At 44.8% G+C, this 16,775-nt stretch carries 14 protein-coding genes; 6 read left to right on the top strand and 8 right to left on the bottom strand.

From position 1 onward, the window contains the following. The 5 genes from IM473_RS03995 to IM473_RS03975 all read right to left on the bottom strand — a co-directional run. Positions 1-159, bottom strand: a 159-nt coding sequence (locus tag IM473_RS03995) for an IS1/IS1595 family N-terminal zinc-binding domain-containing protein (RefSeq protein WP_502845921.1), incomplete at its 3' end; no start/stop codon positions are given. An 83-nt stretch (positions 160-242) separates the two neighbouring features. Continuing rightward, positions 243-1,547: an ABC transporter substrate-binding protein gene (locus tag IM473_RS03990; RefSeq protein ID WP_287657421.1), complete on the bottom strand. Its 1,305-nt coding sequence runs from the start codon at positions 1,545-1,547 to the stop codon at positions 243-245. A gap of 432 nt (positions 1,548-1,979) precedes the next feature. Next, on the bottom strand, positions 1,980-3,218 hold the full coding sequence (gene ctpA / locus IM473_RS03985; RefSeq protein ID WP_287657419.1) for a carboxyl-terminal processing protease CtpA: 1,239 nt from the start codon (positions 3,216-3,218) through the stop codon (positions 1,980-1,982). Positions 3,219-3,500: 282 nt separating this feature from the next. After that, entirely contained in the window at positions 3,501-4,580 is a 1,080-nt protein-coding gene (gene fba / locus IM473_RS03980) for a class II fructose-bisphosphate aldolase (protein ID WP_002744497.1), read from the bottom strand. Positions 4,581-4,712: 132 nt separating this feature from the next. Then, entirely contained in the window at positions 4,713-5,840 is a 1,128-nt protein-coding gene (locus IM473_RS03975; protein ID WP_287657417.1) for an aldo/keto reductase, read from the bottom strand. A 332-nt stretch (positions 5,841-6,172) separates the two neighbouring features. Between IM473_RS03975 and IM473_RS03970 the strand changes: the two genes are divergently transcribed. The 5 genes from IM473_RS03970 to IM473_RS03950 all read left to right on the top strand — a co-directional run bounded on the left by IM473_RS03970 (position 6,173) and on the right by IM473_RS03950 (position 14,013). Next, entirely contained in the window at positions 6,173-7,648 is a 1,476-nt protein-coding gene (locus IM473_RS03970; protein WP_287657415.1) for a leucyl aminopeptidase, read from the top strand. Positions 7,649-8,037: 389 nt separating this feature from the next. Then, positions 8,038-9,222: a tetratricopeptide repeat protein gene (locus IM473_RS03965; RefSeq protein ID WP_287657414.1), complete on the top strand. Its 1,185-nt coding sequence runs from the start codon at positions 8,038-8,040 to the stop codon at positions 9,220-9,222. A 77-nt stretch (positions 9,223-9,299) separates the two neighbouring features. Beyond that, on the top strand, positions 9,300-11,177 hold the full coding sequence (gene ftsH4 / locus IM473_RS03960) for an ATP-dependent zinc metalloprotease FtsH4 (protein ID WP_002736707.1): 1,878 nt from the start codon (positions 9,300-9,302) through the stop codon (positions 11,175-11,177). Between the two features lie 1,045 nt (positions 11,178-12,222). Continuing rightward, the gene (locus IM473_RS03955; RefSeq protein ID WP_287657412.1) at positions 12,223-12,555 is read left to right on the top strand and encodes a DUF4164 family protein; all 333 of its coding nucleotides are present in this window, start codon (positions 12,223-12,225) and stop codon (positions 12,553-12,555) included. Positions 12,556-12,660: 105 nt separating this feature from the next. Further along, positions 12,661-14,013, top strand: a complete 1,353-nt coding sequence (locus IM473_RS03950; protein ID WP_287657410.1) for a TIGR03279 family radical SAM protein — start codon at positions 12,661-12,663, stop codon at positions 14,011-14,013. 88 nt (positions 14,014-14,101) lie between these two features. Here IM473_RS03950 and IM473_RS03945 read toward each other — a convergent pair whose 3' ends face one another. Both IM473_RS03945 and IM473_RS03940 read right to left on the bottom strand, forming a co-directional pair. Continuing rightward, a complete protein-coding gene (locus IM473_RS03945; protein WP_287657408.1) occupies positions 14,102-14,896 on the bottom strand; it encodes an MlaE family lipid ABC transporter permease subunit in 795 nt (264 codons plus the stop codon). Beyond that, on the bottom strand, positions 14,880-15,014 hold the full coding sequence (locus IM473_RS03940) for a hypothetical protein (RefSeq protein WP_287657407.1): 135 nt from the start codon (positions 15,012-15,014) through the stop codon (positions 14,880-14,882). Before IM473_RS03940 ends, IM473_RS03945 begins: the two co-directional genes overlap by 17 nt. 137 nt (positions 15,015-15,151) lie before the next feature. Between IM473_RS03940 and IM473_RS03935 the strand changes: the two genes are divergently transcribed. Continuing rightward, a complete protein-coding gene (locus tag IM473_RS03935) occupies positions 15,152-16,336 on the top strand; it encodes a class I SAM-dependent rRNA methyltransferase (protein ID WP_287657406.1) in 1,185 nt (394 codons plus the stop codon). Here IM473_RS03935 and IM473_RS03930 read toward each other — a convergent pair. Then, positions 16,303-16,713, bottom strand: coding sequence for a VOC family protein (locus IM473_RS03930; protein WP_287657404.1), 411 nt, complete (start codon positions 16,711-16,713; stop codon positions 16,303-16,305). The two genes, IM473_RS03935 and IM473_RS03930, sit on opposite strands and share 34 nt — an antisense overlap. Positions 16,714-16,775 lie beyond the last annotated feature (62 nt).

Here is a 16,775-nt window from a genome sequence, read left to right as displayed (position 1 = left end):
AGTTAGGCATTCTCGCTTCGTTTTTTCGTCATAGCCTTTCTGTTTTTCATAGTTATCAATAAATTGACGGCCACAGGTTACACAAATATGATTTTGTTTACCTTGTTTATTGATGCCATTTTTACGGATATGGGTAGATTTACATTCAGGGCATTGCATTTTGATTTCCTCCATTCATATCTCTATTATGCAACGCCTAAAAACAATCTCCTGATTACTGATCACTGATTACTGATTACTGATTACTGATTAGGTGTCACCTTATCAATAACCTTGAGAGTCCCGTCATCCTTAACAGTCCAGACATCGTAACTACCGACCACATCGCCATTTTCGTCGATATCCACATTGCCACTGGCCCCTTGATAGTTAATATCCTCGCCTTTGCGAATCATTTCCAGGGCTTGACAAGCATCGGTTACTTCCGTCCCAGGGCCATTAGCCACCTCACGAATCTTGCTTTGAATCCCTTCACCTGTGTTAGATTTAGCCGCCTCAGCTGCTAACATCAATAAAATCGCCGCGTCCCAAGTATGGGGAACAAAAGCGGTGACATCCTTGCCAGTTTTTTCTTTCCAGAGAGTCGTAAAAGCGCTTAAAGCTTGACCGTCGGCCCCGGGGACAGTGCCTAGGGCCCCAGCAATAATTGACTTACCATCGGTTCCTTTCCCCACCTGTCTGGTGAAATCTTCCGAAAAAACCCCATCGGTGAGGAGGACGGTAACTCCTTTGGTCAATCCCTGTTTATAGGCCGCTTGTAGTAATAAACTGCCCGTTTCAGCGTAAAGGACTGCCGCTACAGCATCCGGTTGGTTAGCGAAGGCAGCCGCCGCTTCACTATCGAGAGTGGCAGCTTTCGGGTCATAACGGACGGGATTTTGCTTATTAGTGATCGTGCCGCCTAATTTATCGAAAGCGCCCACGAATTCCCGTTCAAATCCGACCCCATAATCGTTATTGATCACGACGGTGGCCACATTTTGAAAACCCTTTTTCTTAGCTAGGACTGCTAAAGCTTGAGCTTGGTAGGTATCCGGGGGAGCCGTCCGCGCCCAAAAACCTTGAAAATCGCCTTTTTTCGCCCTATCAGTAAATACGGGACTGGTGCTACCCGGAGAGACTAACATAACTTTATTTCTCACCGCCACATCGACGGCTGCTCCCGAGACGCTACTGGCAAAGGAACCGATCACACCGGCTACTTTATCCACCTCCGCTAGTTTCGTCATTGCTGAAGCACCGGCGGCGGGATCGGTTTGGTCATCTTCTTTCACGAGGGTGACGGGTTTGCCATTGACTCCACCACAGGCATTGATAGTCTCCACCGCTAGGGCGGCTGCTTCGGGCATATTTTGACCAATAGCGGCTAAATCTCCAGTAATGGGCAGTAAAGCCCCTAATTTTAAGCCTTGATCACCGGTGGCAGTGGTGGTGGGACTAGAGGCGTTGTTATCCGGGGTTTGGGCATTATTACAAGCGGTTAAAAAGTTAGCTAAGAGGCTGATGCTCAGGGTTAGGGCTAGGGGCGATCGAATATATCTCTGCATGGCAGTAAAATCAAGGATGAGTTAAGGTTGCAAGGCTGAAAAACCCGGACTGGGAAAATTCTAATCGATGTTAGCATTCTCTCCAAATCAAACAGGTTTTCGTCTTAATTTAGATATTGATGGAAAAAACGGCTAATTTGTTCGATCTATGCACTAGGAATTATGAATTATGAATTATGAATTATGGTTCTTCGGTTTGTCTTATGCAACGTACAGGGTTATAAGGAATGAAACTCTTATAGAGAAAGACATTTGGCGATTTTTGTTAATTGTTTTCGATCTAGAGCGAACTAATCAATTAAATCTCTTGCCAGATAAGGATTTAGTCGATTTATGCCACCCTATCGAACCATACTAAGTAACTAAGAACCCTGAAAACTCGCATCTGATAACTGTTTACTGATCACTGGTCACTGATGGCTGAAAACCCACTTAGGAAGCTTTGGCTAAAACGGTGTTCTGGTTTAAAAACTGAATCGCGGTTTGGTATTGACTATCTTTTTCGGTGCCGATTTCCTCATAGGTGATCGGTTCCTGTGCCACCACTTGATCCGGCATAATTCCTAACTTATGAATATCATGGTGGCCGGGAGTTTCATATTTAGCCACGGTAATCGCTAATCCTGCCCCATCGGGTAACTCGAATAGGGACTGAATTAATCCCTTACCAAAAGTCTTTTCTCCTACTAAAACCCCCCGTTGATTGTCCTGTAATGCTCCGGCTAAAATCTCGCTGGCGCTGGCGGTTCCCTGATTGACTAAAACCACTAGAGGCGCATCGGTTAAAGCATTGCCAGCAGCGGCAAAACTATCGGCAATTCCCTCGCGATTAACCGTATAAACGATCGTTCCCTGATTAATCCACATCCGAGCGATTTCTATGCCCGCTTGCAGCAAACCACCGGGGTTATTTCTTAGATCCAAAATATAACCCTTGGCTCCTTGTTTTTGTAAGTTCGTCACCGCTTCCGAGACTTCTTTGGCAGCGTTAGCACTAAATTGATTTAAGCGCACATAACCGATGGGCAAGGAACTAGAATTTTTATCCAAAACCGCTACCACTGGACTTAAAGAAATGCGTTGACGGGTTAAAGATAGGGTTTTTGGTTGACTTTTTTGATCGGGAAGAATGACTAAGGAAACTTCTGTTCCGGGGGTGCCGCGCATTTTGGCCGCCGCCGCGTCGAGGGTTAAAGTAGTGGTATCGATGCCATCAATAAACAAAATGCGATCGTGGCTATTCAAACCAGCGGCCTCGGCAGGAGAACCGGCAAGGGGAGCAACTACTTCTAAGTAACCATTGTCGGGATTGATATTAATTTGCAGTCCTACCCCCGATAATTCCCCCGTGGTGCTAATTTGTAGGTTATGGTATTGATCCGGTCGCAGGAGACGGGTAAAGGGTTCATCGAGAGTAGCTAACATCTGTTCGATGGTGTTATAGGCCGCCGTCCGATCGTTGAGGGGTTTTTTGATGAATTGTTCCCGCACCTGCCACCAGTTTTGATGATTAAAGGTGTCATCATAATAGGATTGGTTGACTAATCGCCAAGATTGTAGTAGTAATTTTTGTTCTTCGCTAAAGGCGGCTGCTGTGGGTGTCCATGCCATCCAAGTCAGACAAAACCAAAATCCCACCAATAATCCCACCCACAACGATTTTTTTCTCATCTTGCTTCTCTTATAAATCCAGTGCTGATCTGCTGATTATTTTCAGTATAGTCTTTTCTCTGAAATCGATTCTTATCTGGTAACTCTTGACTCTCCCCGGTTTGGTGGGTAAAATGTATTCTAAGATACAGTCTTCTGGGCTAATTAGTGGAACGAACCACAGAGACACAGAGGACACAGAGATCGATCGTTCTTATATAAAAAAGAGGGTAGTTATGGTTAACTACCCCAAAAAATTCTACTAGATCGGTGCCATTAAGCGATCGCTTAATTGTTCAGCTACTAGACAGCCACAACTTTTTTGCTGACTTGGGTTAATTGCCCTTTAGCATACTTGGCTGCGTAGTCATCGAGGGACATTTGTTTGATTTTGCTGGCGTTACCGGCGGTACCAAATTGTTGATAGCGATCGGCACAAACTTTCTGCATATAGGTGATCGAGGGTTTCAGGAAGAAACGGGGATCAAACTCTTTCGGGTTGCTGAATAGTGCTTCCCGAACTGCGGCGGTAATTGCTAAACGGCAGTCAGTGTCGATATTGATTTTACGCACACCACTCTTGATGCCTTTTTGGATTTCTTCCACGGGAACACCGTAGGTTTCAGGGATAGCGCCACCGAATTGGTTGATTAATTCGAGGAGATCTTCAGGAACCGAGGAAGAACCGTGCATGACCAAGTGAGTATTGGGTAAGCGGTTATGAATTTCTTCAATGCGGCTAATAGCGAGAATTTCGCCGGTGGGTTTGCGGGTAAATTTGTAAGCGCCGTGGCTAGTACCAATGGCTACTGCTAAAGCGTCTACTTGGGTTCTTTCGACGAAATCCACCGCTTCATCGGGATCGGTTAACAGCATCGAGTGATCTAATTCTCCCTCAAAACCGTGGCCGTCTTCCGCTTCTCCTTTACCGGTTTCTAAGGAACCTAAACAACCGAGTTCCCCTTCCACACTAGCACCGATCGAGTGGGCAACTTTTACCACTTCAGCAGTAACGTTAACGTTGTACTCGTAGGTGGCGGGAGTTTTAGCATCCGCTTCTAAGGAACCATCCATCATAACGCTGGTGAAACCGTTACGGATGGCCGAGTAGCAGGTGGCGGGTTCGTTACCGTGATCTTGGTGCATCACGATGGGGATATGAGGATAGGTTTCCACCGCGGCGGTGATCAGGTGACGCAGGAAGTTTTCCCCTGCATATTTGCGCGCACCGCGAGAAGCTTGTAGGATAACGGGGCTGTCGGTGGCTGCCGCCGCTTGCATGATCGCTTGGATCTGCTCCATATTATTTACGTTAAAAGCGGGGATGCCATATCCGTTCTCAGCCGCGTGATCCAACAATAACCGCATGGGGACGAGTGCCATATCCTTTACTCCTTAATCTATTTCTTGTTTTTTGTCTCTTTAAATTCAAGAAAGTTAATTCTCTTACCTGTTAATCTTAAGATAGTTTTTACACTTTGACGATCCCCAAAAAAAATTTTTCTAGGTTTCGTCCTAAGATGACCACAATCTCCGTTGCGCTGGTCCTTTAAGTAGTTCGTGTGTATCAAATAGCAGCTGGGGAATCGGCAATTTTTCCGGGCAGCGAGGTAAACAATCACCACATTCAGTACAATTATTCGCCTTGCTTCCGGGGAACCAATGACCAGCATTTTCCAGCATTCGATAGCGATACTGGCCAAAATCAGTCATTTCGTAAGCTACTGCCAGATTCCGCAGTCTCAACACTTCGGGGATATTAATATTTTCAGGACAGGGTAAACATTGATAACATTGGCTACATAAATCTGTAGCCAATTTATCGGTTAAATGTGCCTCTAAACGGTTAAAAACGGCAATTTCTGCCGCATCTAAGGGCTGATCTCGTTCGCATACGTTAATAATTGCCTCTAATTCCTCTGGTATCGCTGCCCCGACGCTGAGGGTAGTAATGCGCGGATCGCTCAATAAAAAGCGATAATTTAGCTCTAGGGGTGAAAAAGGGGCGCATAATTCCTCTAGCTTCTTGGGAGGTCTGTGGAGACCACCTCCCTTATCAGCAGGGGAAATAATAAACACACCCATGTCCTTTGCTTCGGCTAAAGCGATCGCTGGTTGCTGTCTTTGCCAAAAAAAATAGTAATGGATATTGACAAAAGCGAAGAAATCTGTATTGATCGTCTCGAGAATAATTTCTAGGGGTGCATGGGTAGAAAAGCCAATATGACCGATTTTTCCAGCTTCTTGGGCCATAAAAACGGCTTTCATGCAGCCTTGCGGGTCTTTAATCCAGTTTAAATGCTCGCGGGTGTTAATACCGTGAATTGCTAGACAATCGAGGTAATTTAATTGTAATCGTTCTAGGGATTCGCCGATCGCTTTTTCCATAGTTTGGCGATCGGGAGTGGGAACCAATTTCGTGGTCAGATAAACCCGCTCCCGCACTCCTTGACGCTGCAGGTAGCGACCGAGAAAAACTTCGCTATTACCGTAACCTCTGGCCGTTTCTAGGTGATTAATCCCCAATTCTAGGGCGCGATCGAGTGTTGCGGTAAACACCGACTCTGAGGACAAACAGCGCATTGTCCCCAGGGAAAACAGCGAAAATTGCCAATTAGTACGGCCAAATCGTCGATAACGCATTGATTCAGTTATCAGTTATCAGTTATCAGTTATCAGTTACCAGTTAAGTAGGTAACCTCAGTTCGGGATAAGCTAAAACCCTGATGCTACCGTAGCCTGAAACTCCTATTCTTTCGTGGAAGCTATGGCAAAATTCCCTTATCCCGAACTGACGTTAAGATACAGTCTTATGGGCGAGTGAGTGGAACGAACCACTCCAGACACAAAGGACACAGAGATCGATCACTACTATATAAGTTAAACTTATCACACAAAGAATAAGACAGCCACTGATAGAGCTTACAGTATAGTGATTAATAGAAGCATTTTGCAAAGAATTATCGAGATAAAGAATGGATATTCGATCGACTGACACCTCGCTCCTTACTTGGACAGGAGATACTTTAGCCCTAGGTTTACCAGAAGGAGCCGTAGAGATTGCAGGAGAATTGGCAGAATTAAACAATAAACTGGGGGGAACCCTAGAGGAACTCATCTCCGAGACGGAATTCGAGGGAAAATTAGGCAGTAGTGCGGCGACTCGTCTAGGTGGTGGTGGTCTGATTCGCAAATTAATCCTGGTGGGATTGGGAAAAACTGCCGATTTCGACCTGCAAACCCTGCGTCTAGCGGCCGCCGCCATCGCTCGTCTGGCCAAACAACAAAAAAGCCAAGCTCTGGCCATCAGTTTACCAGTAGTTGGGGATCAGTCCGCCACCGCCGGAGCAATCACGGAAGGGCTGCTGCTGGCCACTCATCAGGATACCCGCTTCAAGTCCACTAAGGAGGAAAAAGGAGCCAAATTAGAAACCGTCGAGTTATTGGGTTTAGGAGAGCAAGCATCGGCGATCGCCAAAGCCGAGCAAATCTGTTCCGGGGTGATTCTGGCCAGAGAATTAGTCAATGCTCCCGCGAACACCGTCACCCCCCTGACCATGGCAGAAACCGCCGAGCAAATTGCCGCCGAATACGGATTAAGTCTCAACATTCTGGAACAGGAAGAATGCGAAAGCTTGGGCATGGGAGCCTTCCTAGGAGTGGCCAAAGCCTCGGATATTCCCCCAAAATTCCTTCATTTAATCTATAAACCCCAAGGAACCCCGAAACGTAAACTAGCAATCGTCGGTAAAAGTTTAACCTTTGATTCCGGCGGTTTGAATATTAAAGGGGCCGGCAGTGGCATCGAAACCATGAAAATGGACATGGGGGGTGGTGCCGCTACCCTAGGCGCAGCCAAGGCGATCGCCCAATTACAGCCAGAAGTGGAAGTACACTTTATCTGTCCAGCTACAGAAAATATGATTAGTGGTCGCGCTATGCACCCTGGGGACATTTTAACCGCTTCTAATGGCAAAACTATTGAAGTCAATAACACCGATGCCGAGGGACGATTAACCCTGGCCGACGGCTTGGTTTTTGCGGAAAAATTAGAGGTAGATGCGATCGTGGATCTAGCCACTTTAACCGGGGCCTGTGTCATCGCTTTGGGGGACGATATCGCCGGTCTATGGAGTAGCGATGAGAGTCTCGCTGCTCAACTCCAAGAGGCCGCTAAATTAGCCGGCGAAAAATTCTGGCCGATGCCTCTAGAAGAAAAATATTTCGAGGGGCTGAAGTCTCCAATTGCCGATATGAAAAACACCGGCCCACGCCCCGGCGGTTCCATTACAGCCGCTTTATTTTTGAAGCAATTCATTAATAACACGCCTTGGATGCACCTAGATATCGCAGGTCCGGTCTGGTCCGATAAGGAAAATGGCGTTAATAATTCCGGGGCCACCGGTTTTCCCGTCCGCACTCTAGTTAATTGGGTGATGGCCAATAATTAGGGCTGGCTGAATAAATCTAAAAACCTTGTTGGGTAAGACTTTTAGACCTTTTGTCAATCAAAAAGTACTGGATATGAGAGTGATCGGGGCGAAATTTAGGCACTTTTTCCCTGAAAATTAGGTAATTGGCCACCTCAAAACTGGTAAAACCCCACACCCCACACCCCACACCCCATACCCTGCCCCCAGGAAAAACTTTTTGCGGCAAACCCTAATTAAGTTATCGGTGATCGGTAAGCGGTATTAGATGAGGAGTATTTTCACTGATTACTGTTTACTGATCCCTGACAAATCTCCCCAAACCCTAACCCCTATTCCCCAATAACTGATAACTGCTAGACTAATTGGGTGATGCTTGCAAGATTAATAAAACCAGTGTCGAGATTAGAATGCAGGGACTTTTAAGAAAACTTTGGCGTGCGATCAAAAACTTTTTTACCCGACTTTTGGGGGGACAAGCGGAAAAGGGGAGAGTACAAGCGATCGAATCTGTTCCCCTAACCGATACAGACTACGAGTTTCTCTATATGCAGTTACTCGATGGAGTGGCCCACGGTTGGCACGAAGGCAGAATTCTGAGATTTTTTGAGAAACTGGGCGATCGAGGTCGGCAAAAAGATTGGGTAGAATGGTTAGAGCGTTTTGGGACCCGTCTGCAATCCTCCGCTTCCCTTAACCAACTTCTCGCCAGCAGAATGATCCGTTTAGGAGAATTAGCTCGCGCTTTTCCGGGGATTGAACGTATTGGTGAAGCTTCCTACGAGATCGGTTATCAACTCTACACCAAAGAAACTGCCACTTTAATCTGGGAATACGCCGGCGAAGATGAGGCCCCGGGCAGTTATTCCCTGCCGCAACCCCCAGAAAATCTCTTATATTCGGGTGAAACTAGCGATTTTAACGGTGCTGACTCGGAAAATCCCCAATTAGAAACCCTCACCCTTGATGAATTATTTAACCGTCTGCACAACGATCCTACCCTAGCGGGCCAAATGGCCGAACAATTAGGCATCGAAAATAAGGACGCAGAAAGCATTATTAATAGTCTGATCGCTCAATTTTCCCCCCAGGAGGGTAAAAACCCTGAAACTGCCGCAGATTGGTTTAATCAGGGCTTAGAACAGGCAAATTTAGGCAATTGGTCAAATGCGATCGCTGATTGGGAACAGGCCTTGACGATCGATCCCCAATTAGCCTCGGCCTGGCATAATCGTGGTGGTGCCTTAGCCATGATTGGTAACTACGAAGAGGCGTTAAATAGTTATGATCGCGCCCTAGAAATCACCCCCAACGATCACCAAGTCATTAACGCTAGAGGCAGCGCCCTATACGGACTGCAACGTTGGCAAGAGGCTTTAGAATGCTGGCAACAGGTGCTAGAAGCGGACGATAATTTTTATCAAGCTTGGTACAATCGCGGCAGTACCCTAGAAAATTTGGGCGAAACCCAAGCAGCGATCGCCTGTTACCAAAAAGCTTTAGGGATTGCGCCGGATTTTGAGCTTGCCCAAACCCGTCTAGAGGCTTTACTAGGGCAAAAACCGCCCGAAGACGACGGTAATCCCCCCGCCTGATTCAATCTGAACTTGAGCAGTCAACAGCCTACAATAGAAAAAGGTTAGAGACTAATTTTAATGAATCAGGCCCAGCAATGAGTATAAAAAGCAAACCTCCTTCACAATCCCGCCTGATCGGTAATGTTTTATTAGCCGTGGGCGGCTTATTTCTGATTGTTAACCTCCTTTTTCCGCAATTATTTGGCCCTAGCGTCCCCAAAGTTCCCTATAGTCTTTTTATCGACCAAGTGGAAGATGGCAACGTCGCTAGGGTATCCGTGGGACAGAATGAGATTCGTTATCAGCTTAAAAACGACCAAGAGGGCAACTACGGACGAATTTTCAGCACTACACCGATTTTTGACCTAGAATTGCCCAAACGTCTAGAAGCCAAGGGCGTAGAATTCGCCGCCGCACCACCGCCAAAAAATGGCTGGATTGGTAGTGTCCTTAGTTGGGTGATTCCTCCCCTGATTTTTGTTGGTATTTGGCAATTTTTCCTCGCTCGCAGCGGTGGCGGTGGTCCAGCTGGGGCCCTCTCGATTACCAAAAGTCGCGCTAAAGTCTATGTGGAAGGAGACACCACCAAAACCACTTTTGAAGATGTGGCCGGTGTGGAAGAAGCGAAAACCGAATTGGCCGAAATCGTCGAATTTCTCAAATATCCCCAACGTTACATTCAAATCGGGGCGCGGATTCCCAAGGGTGTCCTCTTAGTCGGTCCGCCGGGGACAGGAAAAACCCTGCTGGCAAAAGCAGTCGCAGGAGAAGCGGGGGTTCCTTTCTTTAGTATCTCAGGTTCGGAATTCGTGGAACTCTTTGTCGGTGCAGGGGCAGCCCGAGTGCGAGATCTGTTTGAACAGGCCAAGAAAAAAGCCCCCTGTATTATTTTTATCGATGAATTAGACGCGATCGGTAAATCTCGCGCTAACGGTAATTTTATGGGGGGTAACGATGAACGGGAACAGACTTTAAACCAATTATTGACGGAAATGGACGGTTTTAACGCTGGTGATGCGACGGTGATCGTGCTGGCCGCCACTAATCGCCCCGAAACTCTTGATCCCGCCCTTTTACGCCCCGGCCGTTTTGATCGCCAAGTGTTAGTTGATCGCCCCGATCTGGCTGGACGCTTAAAAATCCTCGAAATCTACGCAGGTAAGGTAAAATTAGGCTCGGATGCAGATTTAAAACAGATTGCTACCCGTACCCCCGGTTTTGCTGGTGCTGACTTAGCTAATCTAGTCAATGAGGCCGCTTTATTGGCAGCCCGCAATCAACGCAGCACCGTCGCCCAAGAGGACTTTAATGAGGCAATCGAGCGGGTAGTGGCCGGTTTAGAGAAGAAAAGCCGGGTTCTCTCGGAAAAAGAGAAGAAAATCGTCGCTTATCACGAAGTTGGTCACGCTCTCGTCGGTGCAGTTATGCCGGGGGGTGGTAAGGTTGCCAAGATTTCGATCGTGCCTCGCGGCATGGCAGCCCTCGGTTATACCCTGCAAATGCCCACGGAAGACCGTTTCCTGATGGATGATACGGAATTACGCGACCAAATTGCTACTCTTTTAGGCGGTCGGGCTGCCGAAGAAATTATCTTCGGTAGTATTACTACTGGGGCCGCTAATGACCTGCAGCGGGCGACGGACTTGGCCGAACGTATGGTGACGACCTATGGTATGAGTAAGACCTTGGGTCCTCTAGCCTACGAAAAAGGTCAACAGAATAGTTTTCTGGGAGATGGCATGATGAATCCCCGGCGTTTGGTGAGCGATGATACGGCCAAAGCGATCGATAATGAAGTGAAAGAGATTGTCGAAAATGGTCATCAGCAGGCCCTGGATATCCTGGCTCAAAATCGCGATTTACTCGAAGAAATTGCCCAAGAAATCCTCAGTAAAGAGGTGATTGAAGGGGAACAGTTGCAAGCACTGCTCGAGCGCGTTAAACCCCTCGATCGAGAACCTGTTACTGTTTAGATTGATTTGATTTTTGCCTTACCCCATCTTGAACAAAGATGGGTTTTTTGCCATTATACTAAATCTGATTATTAAAAACTGATTATTCATTCCTCCTTTTGCCCTTTGCCTCTCCGCAGTCCCAGAACCCCAAAAGTTTCAATTAATCTTAATCCCTATTAAAGATTGAAAGTTTGTAGGGTTGATTCATGAATCAACCCTACAGCGTTCCAATTAATCTTAACCCCTATTAGAGATTGAAACTTGCGTAGCTATTAACATATTGAATGTGATAAAATCGTTCCAATTAATCTTAAACCCTATTAGGGATTGAAACTATCAGCAGCTTATTACCCACCCTAAGCGACCTTTACCACCATGCTAAAGCCTAAATATTGGATCACCTCTGGTTTACTGTTAATTGTCCTTAATTTAATGTCTTTCGTAGCTCACTACATAAGTCAAGCTTTAATGGAAATCTTCGATCCTTTTAAAGAATGGATTTTATATTATATTTCTTCTTTAAGCATAACTTTATTTGTAAATTTTATAATACTTTGCTATTTTCATCTTTGGCTGAGAGAAAAGAAAATCAAATTAAATCTTGATTGGCAAAGCATGAAAAGTGCTTTATTGAGTGCTTTAATACTTTTTATTTACTACAATACAATCATTTTAATTAATTTCTATTTTAAATATTTTATAAATATAGATATTATGACAATGTACTATCGTTTAACGCTAATTATGACTATTTATTTTCTTATTTTTTGTAGCTTTTTTTATTTTCTTTTTGACAATTTCAAATTAACAAGAAAATAAATTTTTAAAATGCAATCAGTCAGGGTGGCTTAAGCCACCCTGACAACTTAATTAACAGCCGGGACAATTGATACTATCAGCCATTTAGTAGCGATTGTTTGGGAGACTGGAATCACAGCCGAAAAATAAGATCGGTTCCAATTAATCTTAACCCCTATTAGAGATTGAAACTTGCAGGCAAAAATCAGCGATACTGATATTGAGATCACGATGGTGAATCCAGAAGAGATAAAGGAGACAGAAAATGGCTAACGAAACCGTCACTTATTCCCTAGAAGCCGTTCTGACAAGGATTGAGGGGAAAATCGACTCTCTGGAAAAACGGATCGATGAGAGATTTGATCAGGTAGATAAGAGATTTGATAAGATAGAAGAACGGTTGACGAAAGTGGAAATAGGACAAGTCGAACTCAAAGGGGAGATTAAAGCCTTGGATGAGCGACTAACCACAGAAATTAAAGGGTTAACTGCAAGAGTTGCCTATCAGGAATTTACCAATCGGGGGATTCTCATCGCTCTGATTGTGGCCATTTTAGGAGGGGCTGCTAAACTTTTTGGTTTTTTCCCCAATCCCTAACAGCGATCGCCCTAAAATGCTGTAGAATTAACTTGACAAATATTAAAACGCAGCCAAAGACTCTCTGGGAAATGCAGTTAAATAATTGGATGGCGACCTAAAAATATGAGTGAATTAACTATTCGTCCAGCTAAAATTAGTGGTGTCATCCCAGATTCGATCGCCGCCGAGGTAGGTTTTGAAATCGGGGATTCGCTCGTCTCTATTAATGGTAATCGTCCCCGGGACTTAATCGATTATCAATTTTTATGTGCCGATGAATTTTTAACCCTAGAAGTGCTTGATAGTCATGGCAAAACTCACCAAGTAAAAATCGAAAAAGATTATCATGAAGACTTAGGTTTAGAGTTTGAAACCGCCCTTTTTGATGGCTTAATTCAGTGCAATAATAAATGTCCTTTTTGCTTTATCGATCAACAACCAGAGGGCAAAAGAGAAACTTTATACTATAAAGATGATGACTATCGTTTAAGTTTTCTCTATGGCAGTTATTTAACCTTAACTAATCTCACCTCAAAAGAATGGCAGCGGATCGAAAAGATGCGAATCTCACCGCTTTTTGTGTCCGTTCATGCCACGGAACCCGATCTGAGAATTCGTCTCTTAAAAAATCCCCGCGCTGGTCAAATTTTAGACCATTTAAAGTGGCTACAAGCCAGACAATTACAAATTCATGCCCAAGTGGTAGTTTGTCCCAATATTAATGATGGAATTCATCTCGAAAGAACCCTGTTAGATCTGGTTTCTTTTCATCGGGGAGATATTCCCTGTGTGGAGTCGATTGCCGTAGTTCCCGTGGGATTAACCCGCTTTCGTCCCCAAGAAGATGAATTAATTCCCGTTAGCCAAGAAAAAGCGCAAGAAGTGATCGAACAAGTCCAAACTTTACAGAACAAATTTCGTCAAGAATTTGGCAGTAATGTGGTATGGTTAGCCGATGAATGGTTTTTAATTGCCCGAGTCGATTTACCCCCTCAATCTCACTACGAAGACTATCCCCAAATCGGTAACGGAGTTGGCTCGATTCGTCAATTTATTAGGGATTTCCAGAAGACAGCTAAGAAGTTATTACCTGCTCAAATTACTCCCTCTAGACGGTTAATATGGGTAGTGGGAAATGCGGTAGAACAAGCTTTTCAACCCCTAGTTAAACAGTTAAATAAGGTGCGGGGTTTAACCGTGGAATTAGTGGCTTTAAATAGTGATTATTGGGGGCAGGAAATCACGGTTACGGGTTTATTAACCGGGCAAGATATTCTTAAAGGATTACAAGGTAAAAATCTTGGGGATGGGGTTTTATTACCTTCTCTCATGCTTAAGCATGGGGAAGCGGTATTTTTAGATGATCTCACCCTAGAAACTGTTATTAATCAGTTAGGAGTTCCTATTTATCCAGTCCTGGGAGTGGAGGAATTAATTAAAACTTGTCTTACTCTCAATCCCTTGAACAAATCCTAATCTCCCCCAATCCCTTTACTGTTGCCTGTTGCCTGTTGCCTCTTGCCTTTAGAAGCTGTTTACTGATTACTGTTTACTGATAACTGTCTTAGCCGATATCCGCATTGCCTGTCCCTTGAAACATCAGCCAAGAGAGGAAAAAATTAGCCACAAAAATCGCTAACAAAGAAGTTACCACAGCCGTGGTAGTAGATTGACCAACTCCTTTAGCACCGCCGGTGGTGGTTAAACCCCAACTGCAACCGATAATGGCAATTAAAACCCCAAAAATTAGCGACTTTAACATAGAACTAATTAAATCCCATGTTTCCAGAAAATTTTGGGCTGATTGTAAGAATAGGGAATAGGAAATACCGTAAAGACTATCGGAAATAAATAAACCACCGAGTAGCCCTGTGACTAAAGAGATAATAGTGAGCAGGGGTAACATTAAACTACAGGCAATCACCCGGGGAATGACCAAATAATCGATCGGATCGGTTTTTAAAATATATAAAGCGTCAATTTGTTCTGTGACTCGCATTGTACCAATTTCGGCGGCAAAAGCCGAGCCAACTCTCCCCGCCACCACCACCGCAGTTAAAACCGGGGCTAATTCCCTGGTTAAAGCTAAGGAAAGGACTCCCCCAACAAAACTACCCGCCCCAAAAAAAATAAATTCTCTGGCTACCTGAATAGTGAAAACCATACCCACAAAAGCAGCAGTAATTAGGGCAATTGTCAAGGATTCTGGCCCCACAATACTCATTTGTTCCAGAGTATTACGCCGGTGGATTTTGCCATTAAGAATATGTAAAAAAGTTTGTCCCGCTAACAAACCGGCAGCCCCCAAACGTTGAAACCATAAACTTAAACCACCGGCAGCATCACTTTTTCTTGGCATTTGTCGAGGGACTATCGCTAAAATCTAACTTATTATAGGCGAGAATTCCCTCTGATACTAAATCCGTTGAGTAACACACAGAAAACGGGTTTCTCCGAGAAACCCGTTTTCTACTCATGTATGATTATCCCTCGATTGTGGGGACTTGCTTTGATGCCACTCGATCGAGGGATAAGAAACTATGGTTTTGTGCTGCCAGCAGGGGATAATAGAATTATCTAGTAGCCGTCAGCTATCAACCCTGATTCTTTATCCATGCCAGATTTAGCGAAAATTATCCTGAGAAACCATAAAATTGATGCTGTTAAACGATTTCATCCTTGGATATTTTCCGGGGCGATTAAAGAGATGGAGGGAGAAGTCAAAGAGGGTGCTATCGTGGAGGTTTATAGCGATCGAGGCGAATATTTAGCCACTGGACTGTATAATCCTAGCAATATTGCTGTTAAAATTCTTTCTTTCCAAAAAGTCAGCGATATTGCTCAATTATTTCTCGAAAAATTCCAGAATGCCTATCAGCTGCGGCAACAAATCGGTTTAGTGGATAACCCGAAAACTAACTGTTATCGTTTAATTAACGCTGAAGGAGACGGTTTACCCAGTTTAATCGTCGATTGGTACAATGGCACGGCGGTTATTCAAGCTTATTCCCTAGCTTTATACCAACGTCTCGATCTGATTGTCGATTGTCTGAAAACTATCTACGCTGACAATTTACGGGCAGTTTACGATAAAAGTGCCGCAGTTTTGGCGAAAAGCGCCCATATCTCCGAAAATAAATACTTATTTGGTCAAAAAACCAGCGATGAGGTGTTAGAATCCGGCCATCGCTTTATTATTGATTGGGAAAAGGGACAAAAAACGGGATTTTTCCTCGATCAAAGGGAAAATAGAGCCTTATTATCTCAATATTCCCATAATAAACGGGTTTTAAACACTTTTTCTTATTCTGGCGGCTTTTCCGTCTATGCTATGCAAGCGGGGGCTGCCCTAGTCCATTCCGTTGATAGTTCCCACGGTGCGATCGATCTTACCGAAAAAAATATCGCCCTGAATAATCTCAGCGAAGTTCCCCATCAATCCTACAGCGCCGATGTTTTTAACTTTCTGCGCGACTGTCAGGAGGATTACGATCTGATTGTCCTCGATCCCCCCGCTTTTGCCAAAAGTATCCAATCCCGTCATCAGGCGGTTATGGCTTATAAAAGATTAAATCAGCAAGCTTTCCAGAAAATTCGCCCCCAAGGTATTATTTTCACCTTTTCCTGTTCCCAAGTGGTTAACGAAGAGCATTTTCAGGGGGCTGTCATGGCTGCCGCCATTGAATCGGCTCGCCCAGTGCGAATTTTAGCACGTTTAAGCCAACCGGCGGACCATCCCACCAGTATCTATCATTCGGAAGGTTCCTACCTGAAAGGATTGGTTTTAGCGGTGGATTGATGGAAAATTAAACGATTACCATCCGGATCATAGATGTAGATTTCCAGACCGTGGGAAGCCTGGCTAATTTCCCCCCTAGCACCATAGCCGATTTCGCTCCAATGCTCGATCGCTTTTTCGAGACTGTCCACCTCGAAACAAATGCTCATGCCACTGCCCCTAGAATCGCCAAATTCCTCTCTGTGGGACTCTTTAGGGCAAAAAAGACCTAATTTAAGGTTAATCAGCCTAAATTCCGCATAAACGGCGGCAAGGTAGGGGCTTGGTTCCTGTTGCAACAGTTGACGATAAAACTGCACCGAGCGATCGAAATTACTCGTTCCTAGGGCAATAAAAGCCTCTGTGTAATTGAATGGACTATCGGGGGGGTTATTCATCGGGGTTGGCAAGCTTTTTCAGTGATCAGTAAACAGTAAACAATGGCTGGGGAAAGTTCAGT

The organism is Microcystis sp. M015S2 (genome assembly GCF_020245945.1).
GTDB lineage: Bacteria > Cyanobacteriota > Cyanobacteriia > Cyanobacteriales > Microcystaceae > Microcystis.
This window is presented reverse-complemented; position numbering and strand designations above follow the sequence as displayed.